Here is a 15,318-nt window from a genome sequence, read left to right on the forward strand (position 1 = left end):
CCGTTCCTGGCGCGTCATACCGTTTTTCCGGGCGCCGCCGGGGCGCTCCAGTCCGGGTGGCCGGGCATCGGCGGGGTCTTCTCGCCGTAGAGCCAGGGCTGGAGGAAGGCCGAGAGGTCCCGTCCGGCCTCCTGGGAGGCGAGGCGTACGAAGTCCTCCGTGCCCGCGGTGGCGTCCTTGTGTTCGGCCACCCAGCGCCGCTCCACCCGGTCGAAGGCGGCCGCGCCGATCTCCTCGCGCAGGGCGTAGAGGATCAGCGCCGAGCCGTCGTAGACCACCGGCCGGAACAGCCCGATCTTCTGTCCGGGGGCCGCCGCCTTGGGCGCCGCGGGGGGACCGCCGGCCGCCCGCCACTGGTCGGAGCGCTGGTACGCCTCGCGCATCCGCCGCTCCAGGGAGTACTTGCCGAGCCCGTCCGCGTACAGGGCCTCGTACCAGGTGGCGTGTCCCTCGTTGAGCCACAGGTCGGACCAGGTGCGCGGGGTGACGCTGTCGCCGAACCACTGGTGGGCGAGCTCGTGGACCATGACGGCCTCGACGTACCACTCGGGGTAGCCCTCGGCCTCGCCCGCGAACAGGCCGTGCTCGAAGAGCGAGAGGGTCTGCGTCTCCAGCTCGAAGCCGGTGCGGGCCCGCGCGATCAGCACCCCGTAGTTCTCGAAGGGGTAGCGGCCGACCCGCTCCTCCATCCACGCGATGTGTCCGGCGGTCTTGCGCAGCCAGGGTTCCAGCCGCTCCCGGTCGGCGGCCGGGACCACGTCGCGCAGCGGCAGGCCGTGGGGGCCCGTGCGGTGCAGGACGGCTGAGCGGCCGATGGAGACCTGGGCGAGCTCGGTGGCCATGGGGTGCAGGGTCCGGTACGTCCACTCGGTGCCGCCGGCCGCGCGGGGGGCGGGGACCGCGCCCGGCAGGCCGTTGGCGACGGCGGTGTAGCCCTCGGGGACGGTGACCCGGAAGGTGAAGTACGCCTTGTCGGCGGGGTGGTCGTTGCAGGGGAAGACCCGGTGGGCGGCGTCGGCCTGGTTGGCCATGGCCAGGCCGTCCTCGGTGGTGACCCAGCCGCCGTCGGCCGAGCCGCGCGGGTCGCTGGTGTGCCGGACGGTGATCCGCAGCGCGGTGTTCGCGGCGACGGGGCGGGCGGGGGTGAGGACGAGGTCCTCGCCCGCGCTCTCGAACCGCGCGGGCTCGCCGTTGACCTCGGCGGAGGCCACGGTCCCGTGGGTGAAGTCCAGGTTGATCCGCTCCAGCGGGGCCAGGGTCCGGGCTTCGATGGCGGTCACCGCGGCCAGCGGGCTGCGGTTGTCCTTGTACGTGAGGGAGAGGTCGTACGAGAGGACGTCGTAGCCGGGGTTGCCGAGCTCGGGGAAGAGCCGGTCGCCGATGCCGAGCGGCTTCGGCGGGGGCAGCACGGCGGCGACGAGGCTGAGGGAGGCCGCGGCGAGCAGGGCGGCGCGCAGGCGCGGGGAGGAGAGCTGCATCCACCACCGCTTACCAGCGCCCGCCGCGGGCCCGCGCGCGGCGCGCGACGGATCCACCCGAACGAGAGGGTCCGGGCGGCTCCCCGCCCGGTCCCGCGTCAGGCGCGGCTGACGTCGTACACGCCCGGCACGTCCCGCATGGCCCGCATCAGCGCGGGCAGGACGGAGGCGTCGGGCAGGTGCAGGGTGTAGCTGTGCCGGACGCGCTGTTCGACGGGCGGCTCGACGGTGGCGGAGACCACCTCGACCCCCTGGCGGGCGATGGCCTCGGTCAGGTCGGCCAGCAGGTGCGGGCGGCCGAACGATTCGGCGAGCAGGGTGACCCGGCAGTCGGCGGTGGCCCGCCAGTGCACGGCGACGGAGGTGCGGCCCAGGGATCGCATCTGGGCGACGGCGGGGCAGTGGATCCGGTGGACGGTGACGGCTCCGCCCCGGACGACGAACCCGGCGACCGCGTCGGGCGGTACGGGGGTGCAGCAGCCGGCGAGGCGTACGTGGGCGTCGGGGAGGTCGGCGACGGCGTTGCCCCCGCCGCCGCGCAGCCCGGGCACCGAGAGCGGGGCGCGGGCGGCGGTGGTGGCGGGGACGGGCCCGTCGGGGTGGGCCTGGAGCCAGCTGCTGATGGCGATCCGGGCGGCCGGGGTCCTGGCGTGCTCCAGCCAGTCGGCGGCGGGTCCGGAGGAGGCGTCCTGGGCGAGCAGCAGCTGGACGGTGTCCCCGTCGGAGAGCGGGGCGGACAGGGAGGTCAGGCGCCCGTTGACGCGGGCGCCGATACAGCCGTGGGCCGCCTCGCCGTGCTGGGCGTAGGCGGCGTCGATACAGCTGGCGCCGGCGGGCAGGGCGAGGGTGCCGCCGTCGGCGCGGTAGACGGTGATCTCGCGGTCCTGGGCGAGTTCGGCGCGCAGTCCGGTCCAGAAGGTGTCCGGGTCGGGCGCGGACTGCTGCCAGTCGAGGAGGCGGGAGAGCCAGCCGGGGCGGGTGGGGTCGACCCGTTCCTCCTCGCAGTCGGAGCCCTCGCCGGTGGCGTACGGGTTGCCGAGGGCGACCACGCCGGCTTCGGCGACGCGGTGCATCTGCCGGGTGCGGACGATGACTTCGGCGACGTATCCCTCGGGGACGGCGACGGCGGTGTGCAGGGACTGGTAGAGGTTGAACTTCGGGACGGCGATGAAGTCCTTGAACTCCGAGATGACCGGGGTGAAGCAGGTGTGGAGCTCGCCGAGGACGGCGTAGCAGTCGGCGTTCTCGCCGACGAGGACGAGGATGCGCCCGAAGTCGGGGCCGCGCAGTTCGCCGCGGGTGCGGGAGATGCGGTGGACGGAGACGAAGTGCCGGGGGCGGACGACCACCTCGGCGGCGATGCCGGCGTCGCGCAGGACGGTGCGTACGGATTCGGCGATGGCCTGGAGGGGGTCGTCCTCGCCGGTGTGGGCGGCGATGAGCGCGCGGGTGCGCTCGTACTCCTCCGGGTGCAGGATCGCGAAGACGAGGTCTTCCAGCTCGGTCTTGAGGGCCTGGACGCCGAGGCGTTCGGCGAGCGGGATGAGGACGTCGCGGGTGACCTTGGCGATGCGGGCCTGTTTCTCTGGGCGCATCACGCCGAGGGTGCGCATGTTGTGCAGCCGGTCGGCGAGTTTGATGGACATGACGCGGACGTCGTTGCCGGTGGCGACGAGCATCTTGCGGAAGGTCTCGGGTTCGGCGGCGGCGCCGTAGTCGATCTTCTCGACCTTGGTGACGCCGTCGACGATGAAGGCCACCTCGTCGCCGAATTCCGCGCGGACCTGATCGAGGGTCACCTCGGTGTCCTCGACGGTGTCGTGCAGCAGAGACGCCGTCAGGGTCGTGGTCTCGGCGCCGAGTTCGGCCAGGATGAGGGTGACGGCGAGCGGGTGTGTGATGTACGGCTCACCGCTCTTGCGCATCTGGCCCCGGTGCGAGGACTCCGCGAGGAGGTAGGCGCGGCGCAGGAGGGACAGGTCCGCGTCCGGGTGGTGGGCGCGGTGCGCTTCTGCTACGTGTCCGATGGCGGCCGGAAGCTGGTCCCGGGACGCGGGCCCGAGCAGGGCGGCTCGGCCCAGGCGGCGCAGATCGAGCCGGCTACGGCCACGTCTGCGCAGCTCAGGGCGCACTTCGGCATGTGCTTCGGGGTTCGTGGCCTCTGCACTCATGGGCACCTCCGGCGGCTTCGACCGGCGGTGGCGGGCATGGGGTGAGCCCTCAGGGCCGGTGCCTGATGTTACCGACCCCACCACGTGGCGCAGTCCACCTCTCGCTCAGCGTGAAACGGATCACCCAGGAGAGGGAATCTTCAGGCGAAAGCCGTTTCGGTGAGCCAGTCCGCGTCGAACTCGCCGGAGGCCACGATGACGGCCGGTCCGGTCATGTCGATGCGACCGTCGGGGTGTTCGGTGATGACGAGGGTACCGCCGGGCAGGTCGACGGTGTACGAGACGGGCTCACCCGTGACGGCGGGGTCGGCTCCGTCGCGCCGGATGGCGGCCACGGCGACGGCGCAGGCGCCCGTCCCGCAGGAGCGGGTCTCGCCGGAGCCGCGCTCGTGGACGCGCATGGCGACGTGTCGCGGGCCGCGGTCGACGACGAACTCGACATTGACCCCGGTGGGGTAGGCGGACGCCGGGCTGAAGGGCGGCGGGCTGTACAGGTCTCCGGCGTCGTCGAGGCTTTCAACGAACGCCACCGCGTGCGGGTTCCCCATGTTCACGTTCCGCGCGGGCCAGGAGCGCTCGCCGACGGAGACGGTGACCTCGCCCTCGGGGAGCAGGGCGCGGCCCATCGAGACGGTGACCTCGCCCGTCTTGGCGAGGTGGACCTGCTTGACGCCGCCCCGGGTGGCCACCGCGAAGTCGCCGGGCTCGACGTGCCCGGCGTGGTGGAGGTAGCGGGCGAAGACGCGCACGCCGTTGCCGCACATCTCGGCGACGGAGCCGTCGCTGTTGCGGTAGTCCATGAACCACTCGGCCTCGTCGGCCAGGTGCGCGGCCTCGGGGTGGGCGGCGGAGCGCACGACGTGCAGCACACCGTCCGCCCCGATGCCGGCCCGGCGGTCGCACAGGGCGGCGACGGCGGTGGGCGGCAGTTCGACGGCGTTGTCCGGGTCGGGGACGATCACGAAGTCGTTCTCGGTCCCGTGACCCTTGAGGAAGGGGAGGGTGGTGTGCGTCACGAGCCCATGGTACCGAGCGGGGCGCGGCCCCGGCCGGAGGGCCCAGCATGCGGTCGGGCCGCGGTCACCGTGGTGTCGGCGCTGGTCAGCGCAGCCGTGCCACCCGGTAGACGGCCAGTGCGACGAGGACCAGCACGACCAGCGCGTACAGCGCGGCGATCCGCCAGTCGGGGCGGCGGCCGCTGCCCCGGGACGGCAGCCCGGGCCAGGAGTAGCCGACGCGGCGGGCGGCCATCATGCCCCAGCCGGCCGCGCAGGAGCTGATGAGGAAGCCGAGCATGGCGACGACGGCGCCGCCGTCGCCGAACTCGAAGGCGAGGGGGAAGGCGAACATCAGGGAGCCGGCGGCGGCCAGCATCACGATGGGGGCGATCTGCCACAGGCGCAGCCTGCGCTGCGGGCGCAGCTCGACCTCGACGGCGGGGCCGGCGGTCTCCGTGCCGGGCTCGGGCGCCTCGGGGCCGTCGGGGGTCAGCCGCGCGGGGTCCGCGGGCAGTCCGAGGCCGTCGGGGTCGGCCGGCACGCCAGGGCCCTCGGGCTCGCCGGCCGCCGCGGGGACGGCGGACAGGGTCACATCCGCTTCCCGCCCGCTGTCGTCCCGCCCGGTGACTCGTCGAGGGCCGGCCTCCATAGCCACGCGCCCTCCCTACCTCGGACTTCGCACGCCACTGTTCAGAAGTTTGATGATGGCACGGTCCCGGGCCCCCGACGGGCGCTCGGTGCTTCCCGATGCCATCACGTGATCAGGCTGTGACCGCTCGTTCGACCAACGACTGCGCGAGCCCGGGGAGTTCCCCGCGGTCGGCGGCGGCTCCGCTGAGCCAGTGGACGCGGGGGTCGCGGCGGAACCAGGAGTCCTGGCGGCGGGCGAAGCGCTTGGTGGCCCGTACGGTCTCGGCCCGTGCCTCGTCCTCGGTGCACTCGCCCGCGAGGGCGGCGAGTACCTGCTGGTAGCCCAGGGCGCGGGAGGCGGTGACGCCTTCGCGCAGGCCCCGCGCCTCCAGGGCGCGGACCTCGTCGACCAGTCCGGCCTCCCACATGCGGTCGACGCGCGTCGCGATGCGCTCGTCCAGTTCCGGGCGGGCCACGTCGACGCCGATCTGGACGGTGTCGTAGACGGACTCGTGGCCGGGGAGGTTGGCGGTGAAGGGCTTGCCGGTGATCTCGATCACCTCGAGCGCCCGGACGATGCGGCGGGAGTTGCTGGGCAGGATCGCCGCGGCCGCGGCCGGGTCGGCGGCGGCGAGGCGGGCGTGCAGGGCGCCGGGGCCGCGCAGGGTGGCCTCCGCCTCCAGCCGGGCACGCACCTCGGGGTCGGTGCCGGGGAACTCCATGGCGTCGAGGGCGCCCCGGACGTAGAGGCCGGATCCGCCGACGAGGACGGGGGTGCGGCCCTGGGCGAGGAGCCGGTCGATCTCGGCGCGGGCGAGGCGCTGGTACTCGGCGACGCTGGCGGTCTCGGTGACGTCCCAGATGTCGAGGAGGTGGTGCGGGACGCCGCCGCGCTCCTCCATCGTCAGCTTGGCGGTGCCGATGTCCATCCCCCGGTAGAGCTGCATGGAGTCGGCGTTGACGACCTCGCCGCCGAAGTGGCGGGCGAGGGCGACGCCCAAGTCGGACTTTCCGGCCGCGGTGGGACCGACGACGGCGATGACCCGCGGGGCGGGGGCTGCATTCCTCACCGGCACAGTCTCGCAGCCCCCGGTCAAGGCACCGGCATGTACCCGATCGGGTGAGGTGACGCGGTGTGTCCGGGGTCGTTGCCCTGAAGAGGTTCCGGCCCGGCGTACGCCTGGCGCGGATCTGGTGGAGGCCGGTCCGGCCCCAGCGGAACTATCACCCGCACGAGTAACGTTATGGGAGTAGACATGGGCGTTTTTGACCGGATTTTCCGCCGTAAGGACAAGGCAGTGACCGAGGAGGTCTCCGCCGAGGCCGCCCCGGCGGAGACGCCGGCCGCGGAGACCGAGACGGCCGAAGGCGCCGGGGAGGCCGAGACGGCTGCGACCGGGGCATCCGCGGCGGAGGCAGCCGTGGAGATCCCGAAGCAGCAGTCGGCGGAGGCCGCCGCGGACAGCGAGACCGGCGAAGGCGCCCGTACCTCGTAGCCACCGCTCCCCCGGGGCTCCCGGGGGGACACCAGGAAGGTGACCCATGGGCCTGCTCGACAATCTGAAGGCCAAGCTGGCTCCGGCCAAGGAGAAGGTCGGCGACCTCGCACAGAAGCACGAGGGCAGGATCGGCGAGGGCCTGGACAAGGTCGCCAAGGTCGTGGACTCCAAGACCCATGGCAAGTACAGCGACCGGATCACGACCGGCACGGTCAAGGCCAAGGACGCCCTGGGCAAGGTCGCGCACAAGGAGGACCCCGGCGGCCCGACGCCGCCGCCGGCCGCCTGAGGCGCGGCGCCGCCGGGCGCACCGGCCGGCACCGAAGGGGCGCGGGACCAGGGGTTCCGCGCCCCTTCGCCGTACGCCCGCACGTCTCGGCGTAGCGCGAGCTCAGGACCAGACGGCCACGAAGTAGCCGACCCCGTATGGGGCGGCCTCGTACAGCAGGCGGCCGCCCAGGTTCGCGCCCTCGGCCGCGCCCGCGAGCACCTGCCAGGGCGCCCGGCCCTGCGCGTGGAGTTCGGTGGCGAGTACGGGGTCCAGCGCGGCCAGCGCCCCGGGGTCGGCGGCGCCGAGGGCGCGGGCGACGGCGGCGTCGAAGCCGGCGGCGCGCTCGTCGAGGTAGCCGGGGGCCTTCAGGGTGCGGCAGGCGCTGCCGTCGCCCATGACCAGCAGGGCCACGCGCTCGTCGGCGGCGGCGAGCTCCCGGCCGGTCCCCCGGCAGTGCTCCGGCTCCAGCGGGGCGGCGACGGCGAGCCCCTCGACGGGGGCGCCGCCCCACCGCGCGCGTTCCAGCAGCCAGGCGCCCACGGCGAGGGAGACGGGCAGCGGGCGCGGGCCCTCCTCGCCCTCCCCGAGCCGCACCTCGGCGTCGACCCCGAAGCCGTGGAAGCCTCCCCGGGAGCCCTGCGGGTACGAGCCCTCCTGGCCGGGGGCGGCGGAGCCGACCACCACCAGCACATCGGGCCGGGAGGCGGCCAGCACGGCCAGCGCGTCGGAGCAGGCGGTACGGGCCTCGTCCAGTTCGGCGGCGGCGCCGGCGGCGACCTCCGGCACGAGGAGCGGCGGGGCGGGGCAGACAGCGGCGGCTACGAGCATGATCCGCAGCCTAGGGGGTGCCGCACCGATCGGGCCAGGCGGGCGCCGCCGGGGTCGGACACCCCGGCCGCACGCCCCCGCTCAGTCGCCGGTCAGTCGATCGCGCAGCCCGAGGCCGCCACCGGCAACGGGGCCGGAACCCCGAGCGTCGGGATGCCGAGCATGACGCCCTGCGGCTGGGCCGGGGCGGCGTTGCGCTTCTCCCAGGCGTCGCCGGCGCGGGTACGGCGGACCGCGAGGGTCCGGCCCTCGGCCAGCAGGTGGTGCGGGGCCGCGTAGGTGATCTCCACGGTCACCACGTCACCGGGGCGGACCTCCTCGTCCGGCTTGGTGAAGTGGACCAGCCGGTTGTCGGGGGCGCGGCCGGACAGGCGGGCGGTGGCGCCGTCCTTGCGGCCCTCGCCCTCGGCGACCATGACCTCCAGGGTGCGGCCGACCTGCTTCTTGTTCTCCTCCCAGGAGATCTCCTCCTGGAGGGCGACCAGGCGCATGTAGCGGTCCTGGACGACCTCCTTGGGGATCTGCCCCTCCATCTCGGCGGCCGGGGTGCCGGGGCGCTTGGAGTACTGGAAGGTGAAGGCGCTGGCGAAGCGGGCCTCGCGCACCACGTGCATCGTCTGCTGGAAGTCCTCCTCCGTCTCACCGGGGAAGCCCACGATGATGTCGGTGGAGATCGCGGCGTGCGGGATGGCGGCGCGGACCTTCTCGATGATCCCGAGGAAACGCTCCTGCCGGTAGGACCGGCGCATGGCCCGCAGGATCGGGTCCGAGCCGGACTGGAGCGGCATGTGCAGCTGCGGCATCACGTTCGGGGTCTCGGCCATGGCGGCGATGACGTCGTCGGTGAAGTCCTTCGGGTGCGGGGAGGTGAAGCGGACCCGCTCCAGCCCCTCGATCTGCCCGCAGGCGCGCAGCAGCTTGCTGAACGCCTCGCGGTCGCCGAGGTCGCTGCCGTAGGCGTTGACGTTCTGGCCGAGCAGGGTGATCTCCGAGACGCCCTCGGCGACCAGGGCCTCGACCTCGGCGAGGATGTCGCCGGGACGGCGGTCCTCCTCCTTGCCGCGCAGCGCCGGGACGATGCAGAAGGTGCAGGTGTTGTTGCAGCCGACGGAGATCGACACCCAGGCGGCGTACGCGGACTCGCGGCGGGTCGGCAGGGTGGAGGGGAACGCCTCCAGCGACTCGGCGATCTCGATCTGGGCCTCCTCCTGGACGCGGGCGCGCTCCAGGAGGACGGGCAGCTTGCCGATGTTGTGCGTGCCGAAGACCACGTCGACCCAGGGGGCCTTCTTGACGATGGTGTCGCGGTCCTTCTGGGCGAGGCAGCCGCCGACGGCGATCTGCATGCCGGGGCGCTTGGTCTTCATCGGGGCGAGCCGGCCGAGGTTGCCGTAGAGCTTGTTGTCGGCGTTCTCGCGCACCGCGCAGGTGTTGAAGACGACCACGTCGGCGTCACCGTCGGAGCCCTCGGGGGCGCGGACGTAGCCGGCGTCCTCCAGCAGACCGGAGAGCCGCTCGGAGTCGTGCACGTTCATCTGGCACCCGTAGGTGCGCACCTCGTAAGTTCCCTTGGGGTCCACCACTGCCGTGCTCCGGTCGCCGCTGCTGGTCATGGAACAAGGGTAGGCGGTAGCGGGGAGCCCTCCGGTCCCCCGTGCAGCCTGCCCGCCGGCAGGCGGCGGCCGAAGAGGGTGAGCAGCAGGTCCTGGGCCTGCCCGTGGACGGGGGCGCCGTCGCCGTAGGACCAGTCGAGGTCGTCGGCGCAGAGCCGTACGCCGGTCAGGTCGACGCCGAAGAAGCGCAGGCCGCGCGGGGTGACGGCGTCCAGCAGGAGCCGCAGCCGGTCCTCGGGGACGCGGCGGGGGTGGCCGAGGGCGACGGTGATGTCCAGGCCGTGGACGACGTCGTGGGCGAGGCCGGCGGTGGGCCCGGCGGCCGGGGGCTTCCAGGGGTGGTGGGCGTGCTCGCGCAGCAGGCCGGCGAGTTCGCGCGGGCCGAAGGCGGCGGCGTCGCGCCGGGCGGTGCGGTCGGTCATGCGGTGCGGGCTGCCGCCGGCCCTGAGCAGTTCGAGGGCGAAGCGGGGCAGGGAGGTGCGGAAGCCGAGCGACATGTGGGCGGCGACCTCGCGCACGCGCCAGCCGGCGCACAGGGACGGCGCCTCCCACTGGGCGGGCTCCAGGGCGTCGAGTACGTCGGCCAGCTCGCGGCGTTCGGCGGCGGTGGCCCGGGCGAGGGCGGAGGTGCGGGCGGCGGGTCGGCTCATGGATCCAGGGTCGGGCGCCGGCCGGGCATAAGTCCAAGAGCGGGTCCTTCTGCGATCTAGAATCCCCGGTTATGGAACTGGCGCAGCTGCGGTACTTCGTGGCGGTGGTGGAGGAGGGCGGGTTCACCCGGGCCGGGGAGCGGCTGCACGTGTCGCAGCCGGGGGTGAGCGCCCAGGTCGCCCAGCTGGAGCGGGAGCTCGGGCAGCGGCTGCTGGACCGGTCGGGGCGGCGGGTGACGGCGACGGAGGCGGGCGAGGCGGTACTGGTCTACGCGCGGGCCGCGCTGGCGGCGGTGGAGGGGATCCGGCGCACGGCGGACGCGTTCGCCGGGCTGCTGCGGGGCCGGGTGGCGCTCGGGCTGATTCCCGGAGCGGCAGGAGCGGCGGTGGGCGGCCTCGACCTGGTGGCGCTGCTCGGGGACTTCCACGACGCGCACCCGCAGGTGGAGATCTCGCTGACCGAGGACACCTCCGAGCGGATGCTGGCCGCGCTGCGGGCCGGGGAACTGGACCTGGCGGTGGTCGGGCTGGCCGGGGAGCCGCCGCCGGGCATCACCGCGCGGGTGGTGCTCGACGAGCCCCTGGTGGCGGCGGTACGGGAGGACGACCCCCTCGTACGGTCCGCCGTGGACGGGAGCGTTGCGCTGGCCGAGCTGCGCGGGCGCGCCCTGATCGGCCTGCCGCGCGGGACGGGGGCGCGCGGGGTGCTGGAACGGGCGTGCGCGGAGGCGGGGTTCACGCCCCGGGTGGACTTCGAGGCGGCCGCGCCGGCGGTCCTGGCCCGGATGGCGGCGCGGGGCCTTGGGGTGGCGGTGATCCCGAACGGCCCGTACACGCGGCCCGCGCCGGGCCTGCGGATCCTGGGCATCACCGGCCCCCGGCTGAGCGCCCGCGTCGCCCTGGCCTGGCGCACGACGGGCCCCCCGGGGCCGGCGGCCCGCACCCTCCTGACCCGCCTGCGCTCGGCCCTGCCGGTGTCGGCGGCGGAACGGACGTGAGGCACCGCCCGGGGCGGCCGTGGCCGCCGAGGGCGAAGGCCGGGATCCCGCACGGCCGGGCCGGCGTGAGCCGCGGCGGCCCGTGAGCCGGGGCCGGCGTGTGGCCCGTGTGGTTCGGGGGTTGGGGACCAGATGTGACCCGGCGCGCGAAACCGGCAGGCGTAAGGCCCGGAGCGGGCCAGACCGGCCGGAGCCGGAGACGGGGCGCCCCGGTGGTCGGGAGGGCGGGGGGCCAGATGTGCCCCGGAGCGGGAAACCGGCAGACGCGAGGCCCGGAGCGGGCCAGACCGGCCGGAGACGGGGCGGCCCCGGTGGCCGGGAGGGCGTGAGGCTGGGACAGCGCGGAGCCCGGGGGCGGGGGGGGGCCTGGGCCCGGGCGGGGGCTGTCGTGACAGGAGGGGTGGGGGGTGGGAGGATCGCAGGCATGCCTTTCGTGCCGCCCCGTGTCACCCCGCGCCGTCTGCTCGTGGGGCTGGCCGCCGTGCTGGCCGTGGCCGGGGTGCTGCTGTGGTGGCTGCGGCCGTTCGGGGAGCCCGCCCTGACCGGGCGGCTCACCTTCAGCACGGGTGTCCGTACCGGCGTCTACCACCGCTACGGGCAGCTGCTGGAGGGGGCCCTCGCGCAGGACATGCCCGGGGTGAAGGTGCGGCTGGAGACCAGCGAGGGCTCGCAGCAGAACCTCCAGCGGGTGGCCTCAGGCGAGGCGGACTTCACCATCGCGACGGCGGACGCGGTCGCCAAGTACCGCGCCGACGGCAAACCGGGCGCGGAGCAGCTGCGCGGGTGCGCGCGGCTCTACGACGACTACGTACAGCTGGTGGTACCCGCCGGCTCGCCGGTGCTGTCGGCCCGCGACCTGCGGGGCAAGCGGGTCGCGGTCGGCCAGGAAGGCTCCGGGGTCCGGCTGGTCTCCGACCGGCTGCTGCGCGCGGCCAAGCTGGACCCGGTCCACGACATCACCCCCGTCGCCATCGGCATCGACACCATGCCGGCGGAGCTGGAGGCGGGCCGGATCGACGCCTTCTTCTGGTCGGGCGGCCTGCCCACGAACGCCGTGCGCGAGCTGTCGGAGCGCTTCGACATCCGGCTCGTCCAGCTGGGCGACCTCGTCGAGCAGCTCCAGGCCAGCGGCAGCCCGGCGCGGTACTACCGGGCGGCGGTGATGCCGCAGGACGCGTACGCGCGGGCCCGCAACACCTCGTCGGTGGCCACGCTCGCCGTGCCCAACCTGCTGGTCACCAAGGAGGGCACGGACGCCCGCCTCACCGAGCAGTTCACCCGGACGGTGATCCTCAGCCGGGACCGGATCGGGCACGAGGTGCACGCGGCGCAGCTGGTGGACCTGCGGACGGCGATCTACACCGACCCGCTGGACCTGCACGAGGGGGCCCGGCGGTACTACCGCTCGGTCAAGCCGTAGGCGACGTCAGCCGGCGGCCAGCATCATCGCGGCGGCCGCGGCGCCGATGAGGCCGGCGTGGGTGCCGAGGGCGGCCGGGACGACCTGGAGGTCCTGGACGAAGGACAGGGCGGCGTACGAGGCCAGGTGCCGCCGGACCGGTCCGAAGAGGGTGTCCCCGCTGGTGGCGACCCCGCCGCCGATCACCGCGATATCGGTCTCGACCAGGGTGGCGGTGGCCGCGATGGCGGCAGCCAGGGCGCGCCCGGCCCGGTCGAAGGCGGCCAGCGCGACCGGGTCGCCCGCCGCGGCGGAGGCGGCGACGCCCGCCGCCGTCGGGTCGGGGCCGGTCCAGCCCTGGGCGAGGGCCCAGCGGGCGATGGCCGTGCCGGAGGCGAGGGATTCCACGCAGCCGCGTCCGCCGCAGACGCAGGGCTCGCCGTCGAACGCGACGCTGATGTGGCCGATGTGCCCGGCGTTGCCGGTGGGTCCCGCGTGGAGCCGGTTGTCCAGGACCAGCCCGCCGCCGACCCCGGTGGAGACCACCATGCACAGGGCGTTCGCGTGCCCCCGGGCGGCGCCGAGCCAGTGCTCCGCCGCCGTCATGGCCACCCCGTCGCCCGCCAGGACGACCGGGACCCGGAGCCCGCGGCCGTGCAGCTCGGCGGCGACCCGCTCCTGGACGGGGAAGTCGCGCCAGGCGGCGATGTTGACCGGGCTGACCGTGCCGCGCGAGGTGTCGACCGGGCCGGCGCTGCCGATGCCGCAGCGGACGGCCCGCTCCCACAGCGGGTCGGCGGACAGCTCGGCGACGACCTCGACGACCGCGGCCATGACGGCCTCGGGGTCCGTCCCGCGCGGGGTCGGGCGCCGGGTGGCCGCGGTCATGGAGCCGTCGGGGTGGACCAGCGCCCCGGCGATCTTCGTTCCCCCGACGTCGATCGCGACGGTCGGCCCGGTGGTCCCGTCGGAGGGGGAGGCCGCCGCGAAGGGGCGCGGGGTGGGGACGGCTGAGGTGGGGGTGGTCACGGGGCACTCCTGCACGGGGGACGGATTTCAGTATGCGGCGGGCGGCGGGGGCGCGGTCCGGTGGGGTCGCGGCAGGGGTGGGCGCCGCCCGGTGAACGCTTCGCCGACCGCGCCGACCGCTACCTCGTCGGCCGGGTGGGTGCCCGATCCGGTCCCGCCGGTCCGCACCGCTCGGCGGGCGTGCGGGGCCGGAATCGCCCTCCCCCTCCTGCCTCCGCGTCGGGTACGCGCGCCCGTACCGACCCGCGTGAGGTCCAGCGAGGACGCTGTCCGCCGCCCTGCCGGCGCAACGGCTGGAGCGCACGAGCCGCCCCTCGCCGGAATTCGGCCGACGCCGCCCGAGGCCCTGTTGACGTCCCGTCGACCGCCCCGGCACTTTGTGGGCGTCCGGCGAATCCCCCTGACTCCGGGACCCCTCATGGACCGCGCGCCCCTCCCCCGCACCCTGCGCTTCGGCGTGAACCACACCCCGGCCCGGGGCTGGTTCCACCACTGGCTGGACTTCGATCTCGACGAGGTCCGGGCCGACTTCGACTCGGTCGCCTCGCTCGGACTGGACCACGTACGGGTGTTCCCGCTGTGGCCGCTGTTCCAGCCGAACCGGACCCTGATCCGGCCGCGTGCGGTCGAGCAGTTGGTAGCCCTCGCCGACGCGGCCGCCGAACGCGGGCTCGACGTGAGCGTGGACGGCCTCCAGGGGCACCTGTCCAGCTTCGACTTCCTGCCCGCCTGGACCACGACCTGGCACCGGCGGAGCCTCTTCACCGACCCGGACGTGCTGGCGGGGCAGGAGGAGTACCTGCGCACCCTCGCCGCGGCCCTCGCGGACCGGCCGAACTTCCTCGGCATGACCGTGGGCAACGAGGTCAACCAGTTCTCCGACGCGCCCCACCCCGCCCCGGACCGTATCACCGCCGCCCAGGCGCAGCGCTGGCTGGAGCGGATGCTGGCCGCCTGCGAGGAGGGCGCCCCCGGCCGGTTCCACGTGCACGGGGAGTACGACGCCGTCTGGTACCGCGACGGGCACCCCTTCACCCCCGCCCAGGCGGCCCGGCTGGGCGCGGCGACCGCCGTGCACTCGTGGGTCTTGAACGGCACCGCCCAGCGTCACGGGCGCGCCGGGACGGCCACCGAGCAGCACGCCGCGTACCTGATCGAGCTGTCCAGGGCGTGGGCCGAGGACCCGCACCGCCCGGTGTGGCTCCAGGAGGTCGGCGCGCCGGCGCCCCTGGTCCCGCCCGAGCACGCGGCGGAGTTCACCGAGGCCACCCTGGAGGCCGCCCTGGACTGCCCGGGGCTGTGGGGGGTGACCTGGTGGTGCTCGCACGACGTGTCCCGGGAGCTGGCCGACTTCCCGGAGCTGGAGTACGGGCTGGGCCTGCTCACCAACGACCGCCGGACCAAGCCCGCCGGGGCCGCCGTCGCCCGGATCGCCTCGGTCTGGCGGGGCCGGGAGCACCGCCCGGCCGTACGGTCCACCGCGCTGGCCCTGGACCCCGGCCCGACGGCGCCCGCCTGTGCGCCGGGCGGTGCGTTCTTCGAAGCCTGGGCGGCCCTCGCGGCGCAGGGGGTGCGGCCGGCGGTGGTGCGGGCGGAGCACGCGCGGGACCCGGCACGGCTGTCGGCGCGGGGCATCACGGAGGTGCTCCGCGTCGCCGACGTCCGCTGACCCGCACCCCGCCCAAGCCGCCCCGCGTCCCCACCGCCCGCGCCGCACCCCGAGCCGCCCGCACCCCCGAGCCGCCCGATTCCCG

14 protein-coding genes are annotated in these 15,318 nt (G+C 74.9%); 5 read left to right on the top strand and 9 right to left on the bottom strand.

The annotated features are described in order from the left end of the window. Nucleotides 1-14: 14 nt before the first annotated feature. From ABZ716_RS07605 to miaA, 5 genes are all read right to left on the bottom strand, one after another. Nucleotides 15-1,478, bottom strand: coding sequence for a M1 family metallopeptidase (locus tag ABZ716_RS07605; RefSeq protein WP_358812724.1), 1,464 nt, complete (start codon nucleotides 1,476-1,478; stop codon nucleotides 15-17). A gap of 98 nt (nucleotides 1,479-1,576) precedes the next feature. Continuing rightward, nucleotides 1,577-3,649 (bottom strand): HD domain-containing protein, encoded by a 2,073-nt coding sequence (locus ABZ716_RS07610; RefSeq protein WP_358957391.1) that lies wholly within the window; start codon nucleotides 3,647-3,649, stop codon nucleotides 1,577-1,579. 140 nt (nucleotides 3,650-3,789) lie between these two features. Beyond that, a complete protein-coding gene (gene dapF, locus ABZ716_RS07615; protein WP_358957393.1) occupies nucleotides 3,790-4,665 on the bottom strand; it encodes a diaminopimelate epimerase in 876 nt (291 codons plus the stop codon). Between the two features lie 85 nt (nucleotides 4,666-4,750). Further along, nucleotides 4,751-5,239: a hypothetical protein gene (locus ABZ716_RS07620; RefSeq protein WP_351880728.1), complete on the bottom strand. Its 489-nt coding sequence runs from the start codon at nucleotides 5,237-5,239 to the stop codon at nucleotides 4,751-4,753. A 169-nt stretch (nucleotides 5,240-5,408) separates the two neighbouring features. Beyond that, nucleotides 5,409-6,347 (bottom strand): tRNA (adenosine(37)-N6)-dimethylallyltransferase MiaA, encoded by a 939-nt coding sequence (miaA, locus tag ABZ716_RS07625; protein WP_358957397.1) that lies wholly within the window; start codon nucleotides 6,345-6,347, stop codon nucleotides 5,409-5,411. 186 nt (nucleotides 6,348-6,533) lie between these two features. Between miaA and ABZ716_RS07630 the strand changes: the two genes are divergently transcribed. Beyond that, nucleotides 6,534-6,773, top strand: coding sequence for a hypothetical protein (locus tag ABZ716_RS07630; protein ID WP_358957400.1), 240 nt, complete (start codon nucleotides 6,534-6,536; stop codon nucleotides 6,771-6,773). A gap of 46 nt (nucleotides 6,774-6,819) precedes the next feature. Then, nucleotides 6,820-7,065, top strand: coding sequence for an antitoxin (locus ABZ716_RS07635; protein ID WP_358812719.1), 246 nt, complete (start codon nucleotides 6,820-6,822; stop codon nucleotides 7,063-7,065). A gap of 102 nt (nucleotides 7,066-7,167) precedes the next feature. Here ABZ716_RS07635 and ABZ716_RS07640 read toward each other — a convergent pair whose 3' ends face one another. The 3 genes from ABZ716_RS07640 to ABZ716_RS07650 all read right to left on the bottom strand — a co-directional run bounded on the left by ABZ716_RS07640 (nucleotide 7,168) and on the right by ABZ716_RS07650 (nucleotide 10,138). Next, complete coding sequence (locus ABZ716_RS07640) at nucleotides 7,168-7,875, bottom strand: class III extradiol dioxygenase subunit B-like domain-containing protein (RefSeq protein ID WP_358957402.1); 708 nt, start codon at nucleotides 7,873-7,875, stop codon at nucleotides 7,168-7,170. Nucleotides 7,876-7,967: 92 nt separating this feature from the next. Continuing rightward, on the bottom strand, nucleotides 7,968-9,488 hold the full coding sequence (gene miaB, locus ABZ716_RS07645) for a tRNA (N6-isopentenyl adenosine(37)-C2)-methylthiotransferase MiaB (protein WP_355967191.1): 1,521 nt from the start codon (nucleotides 9,486-9,488) through the stop codon (nucleotides 7,968-7,970). Further along, nucleotides 9,485-10,138, bottom strand: a complete 654-nt coding sequence (locus ABZ716_RS07650; protein ID WP_358812717.1) for a maleylpyruvate isomerase family mycothiol-dependent enzyme — start codon at nucleotides 10,136-10,138, stop codon at nucleotides 9,485-9,487. The genes miaB and ABZ716_RS07650 overlap by 4 nt, the downstream gene beginning before the upstream one ends. A 71-nt stretch (nucleotides 10,139-10,209) precedes the next feature. Between ABZ716_RS07650 and ABZ716_RS07655 the strand changes: the two genes are divergently transcribed. Further along, nucleotides 10,210-11,136, top strand: coding sequence for a LysR family transcriptional regulator (locus tag ABZ716_RS07655; RefSeq protein WP_358957405.1), 927 nt, complete (start codon nucleotides 10,210-10,212; stop codon nucleotides 11,134-11,136). 424 nt (nucleotides 11,137-11,560) lie between these two features. Further along, complete coding sequence (locus tag ABZ716_RS07660; protein WP_358812715.1) at nucleotides 11,561-12,556, top strand: TAXI family TRAP transporter solute-binding subunit; 996 nt, start codon at nucleotides 11,561-11,563, stop codon at nucleotides 12,554-12,556. A 6-nt stretch (nucleotides 12,557-12,562) separates the two neighbouring features. Here ABZ716_RS07660 and ABZ716_RS07665 read toward each other — a convergent pair whose 3' ends face one another. Then, on the bottom strand, nucleotides 12,563-13,477 hold the full coding sequence (locus ABZ716_RS07665; RefSeq protein ID WP_358957459.1) for an ROK family protein: 915 nt from the start codon (nucleotides 13,475-13,477) through the stop codon (nucleotides 12,563-12,565). A gap of 505 nt (nucleotides 13,478-13,982) precedes the next feature. Here ABZ716_RS07665 and ABZ716_RS07670 point away from each other — a divergent pair. Next, entirely contained in the window at nucleotides 13,983-15,233 is a 1,251-nt protein-coding gene (locus ABZ716_RS07670) for a glycosyl hydrolase (RefSeq protein ID WP_358957407.1), read from the top strand. The last annotated feature ends 85 nt before the right edge of the window (nucleotides 15,234-15,318 follow it).

Origin of the sequence: Streptomyces sp. NPDC006687, from assembly GCF_040636215.1 — a bacterium.
GTDB lineage: Bacteria > Actinomycetota > Actinomycetes > Streptomycetales > Streptomycetaceae > Streptomyces.

Coding starts and splice junctions, on each gene's coding strand:
- ABZ716_RS07605 (WP_358812724.1), bottom strand. CDS start 1,478: ATGCAGCTCTCCTCCCCGCGCCTGCGCGCCGCCCTGCTCGCCGCGGCC.
- ABZ716_RS07610 (WP_358957391.1), bottom strand. CDS start 3,649: ATGAGTGCAGAGGCCACGAACCCCGAAGCACATGCCGAAGTGCGCCCT.
- ABZ716_RS07630 (WP_358957400.1), top strand. CDS start 6,534: ATGGGCGTTTTTGACCGGATTTTCCGCCGTAAGGACAAGGCAGTGACC.
- ABZ716_RS07635 (WP_358812719.1), top strand. CDS start 6,820: ATGGGCCTGCTCGACAATCTGAAGGCCAAGCTGGCTCCGGCCAAGGAG.
- ABZ716_RS07640 (WP_358957402.1), bottom strand. CDS start 7,875: ATGCTCGTAGCCGCCGCTGTCTGCCCCGCCCCGCCGCTCCTCGTGCCG.
- miaB (WP_355967191.1), bottom strand. CDS start 9,488: ATGACCAGCAGCGGCGACCGGAGCACGGCAGTGGTGGACCCCAAGGGA.
- ABZ716_RS07650 (WP_358812717.1), bottom strand. CDS start 10,138: ATGAGCCGACCCGCCGCCCGCACCTCCGCCCTCGCCCGGGCCACCGCC.
- ABZ716_RS07655 (WP_358957405.1), top strand. CDS start 10,210: ATGGAACTGGCGCAGCTGCGGTACTTCGTGGCGGTGGTGGAGGAGGGC.
- ABZ716_RS07660 (WP_358812715.1), top strand. CDS start 11,561: ATGCCTTTCGTGCCGCCCCGTGTCACCCCGCGCCGTCTGCTCGTGGGG.
- ABZ716_RS07670 (WP_358957407.1), top strand. CDS start 13,983: ATGGACCGCGCGCCCCTCCCCCGCACCCTGCGCTTCGGCGTGAACCAC.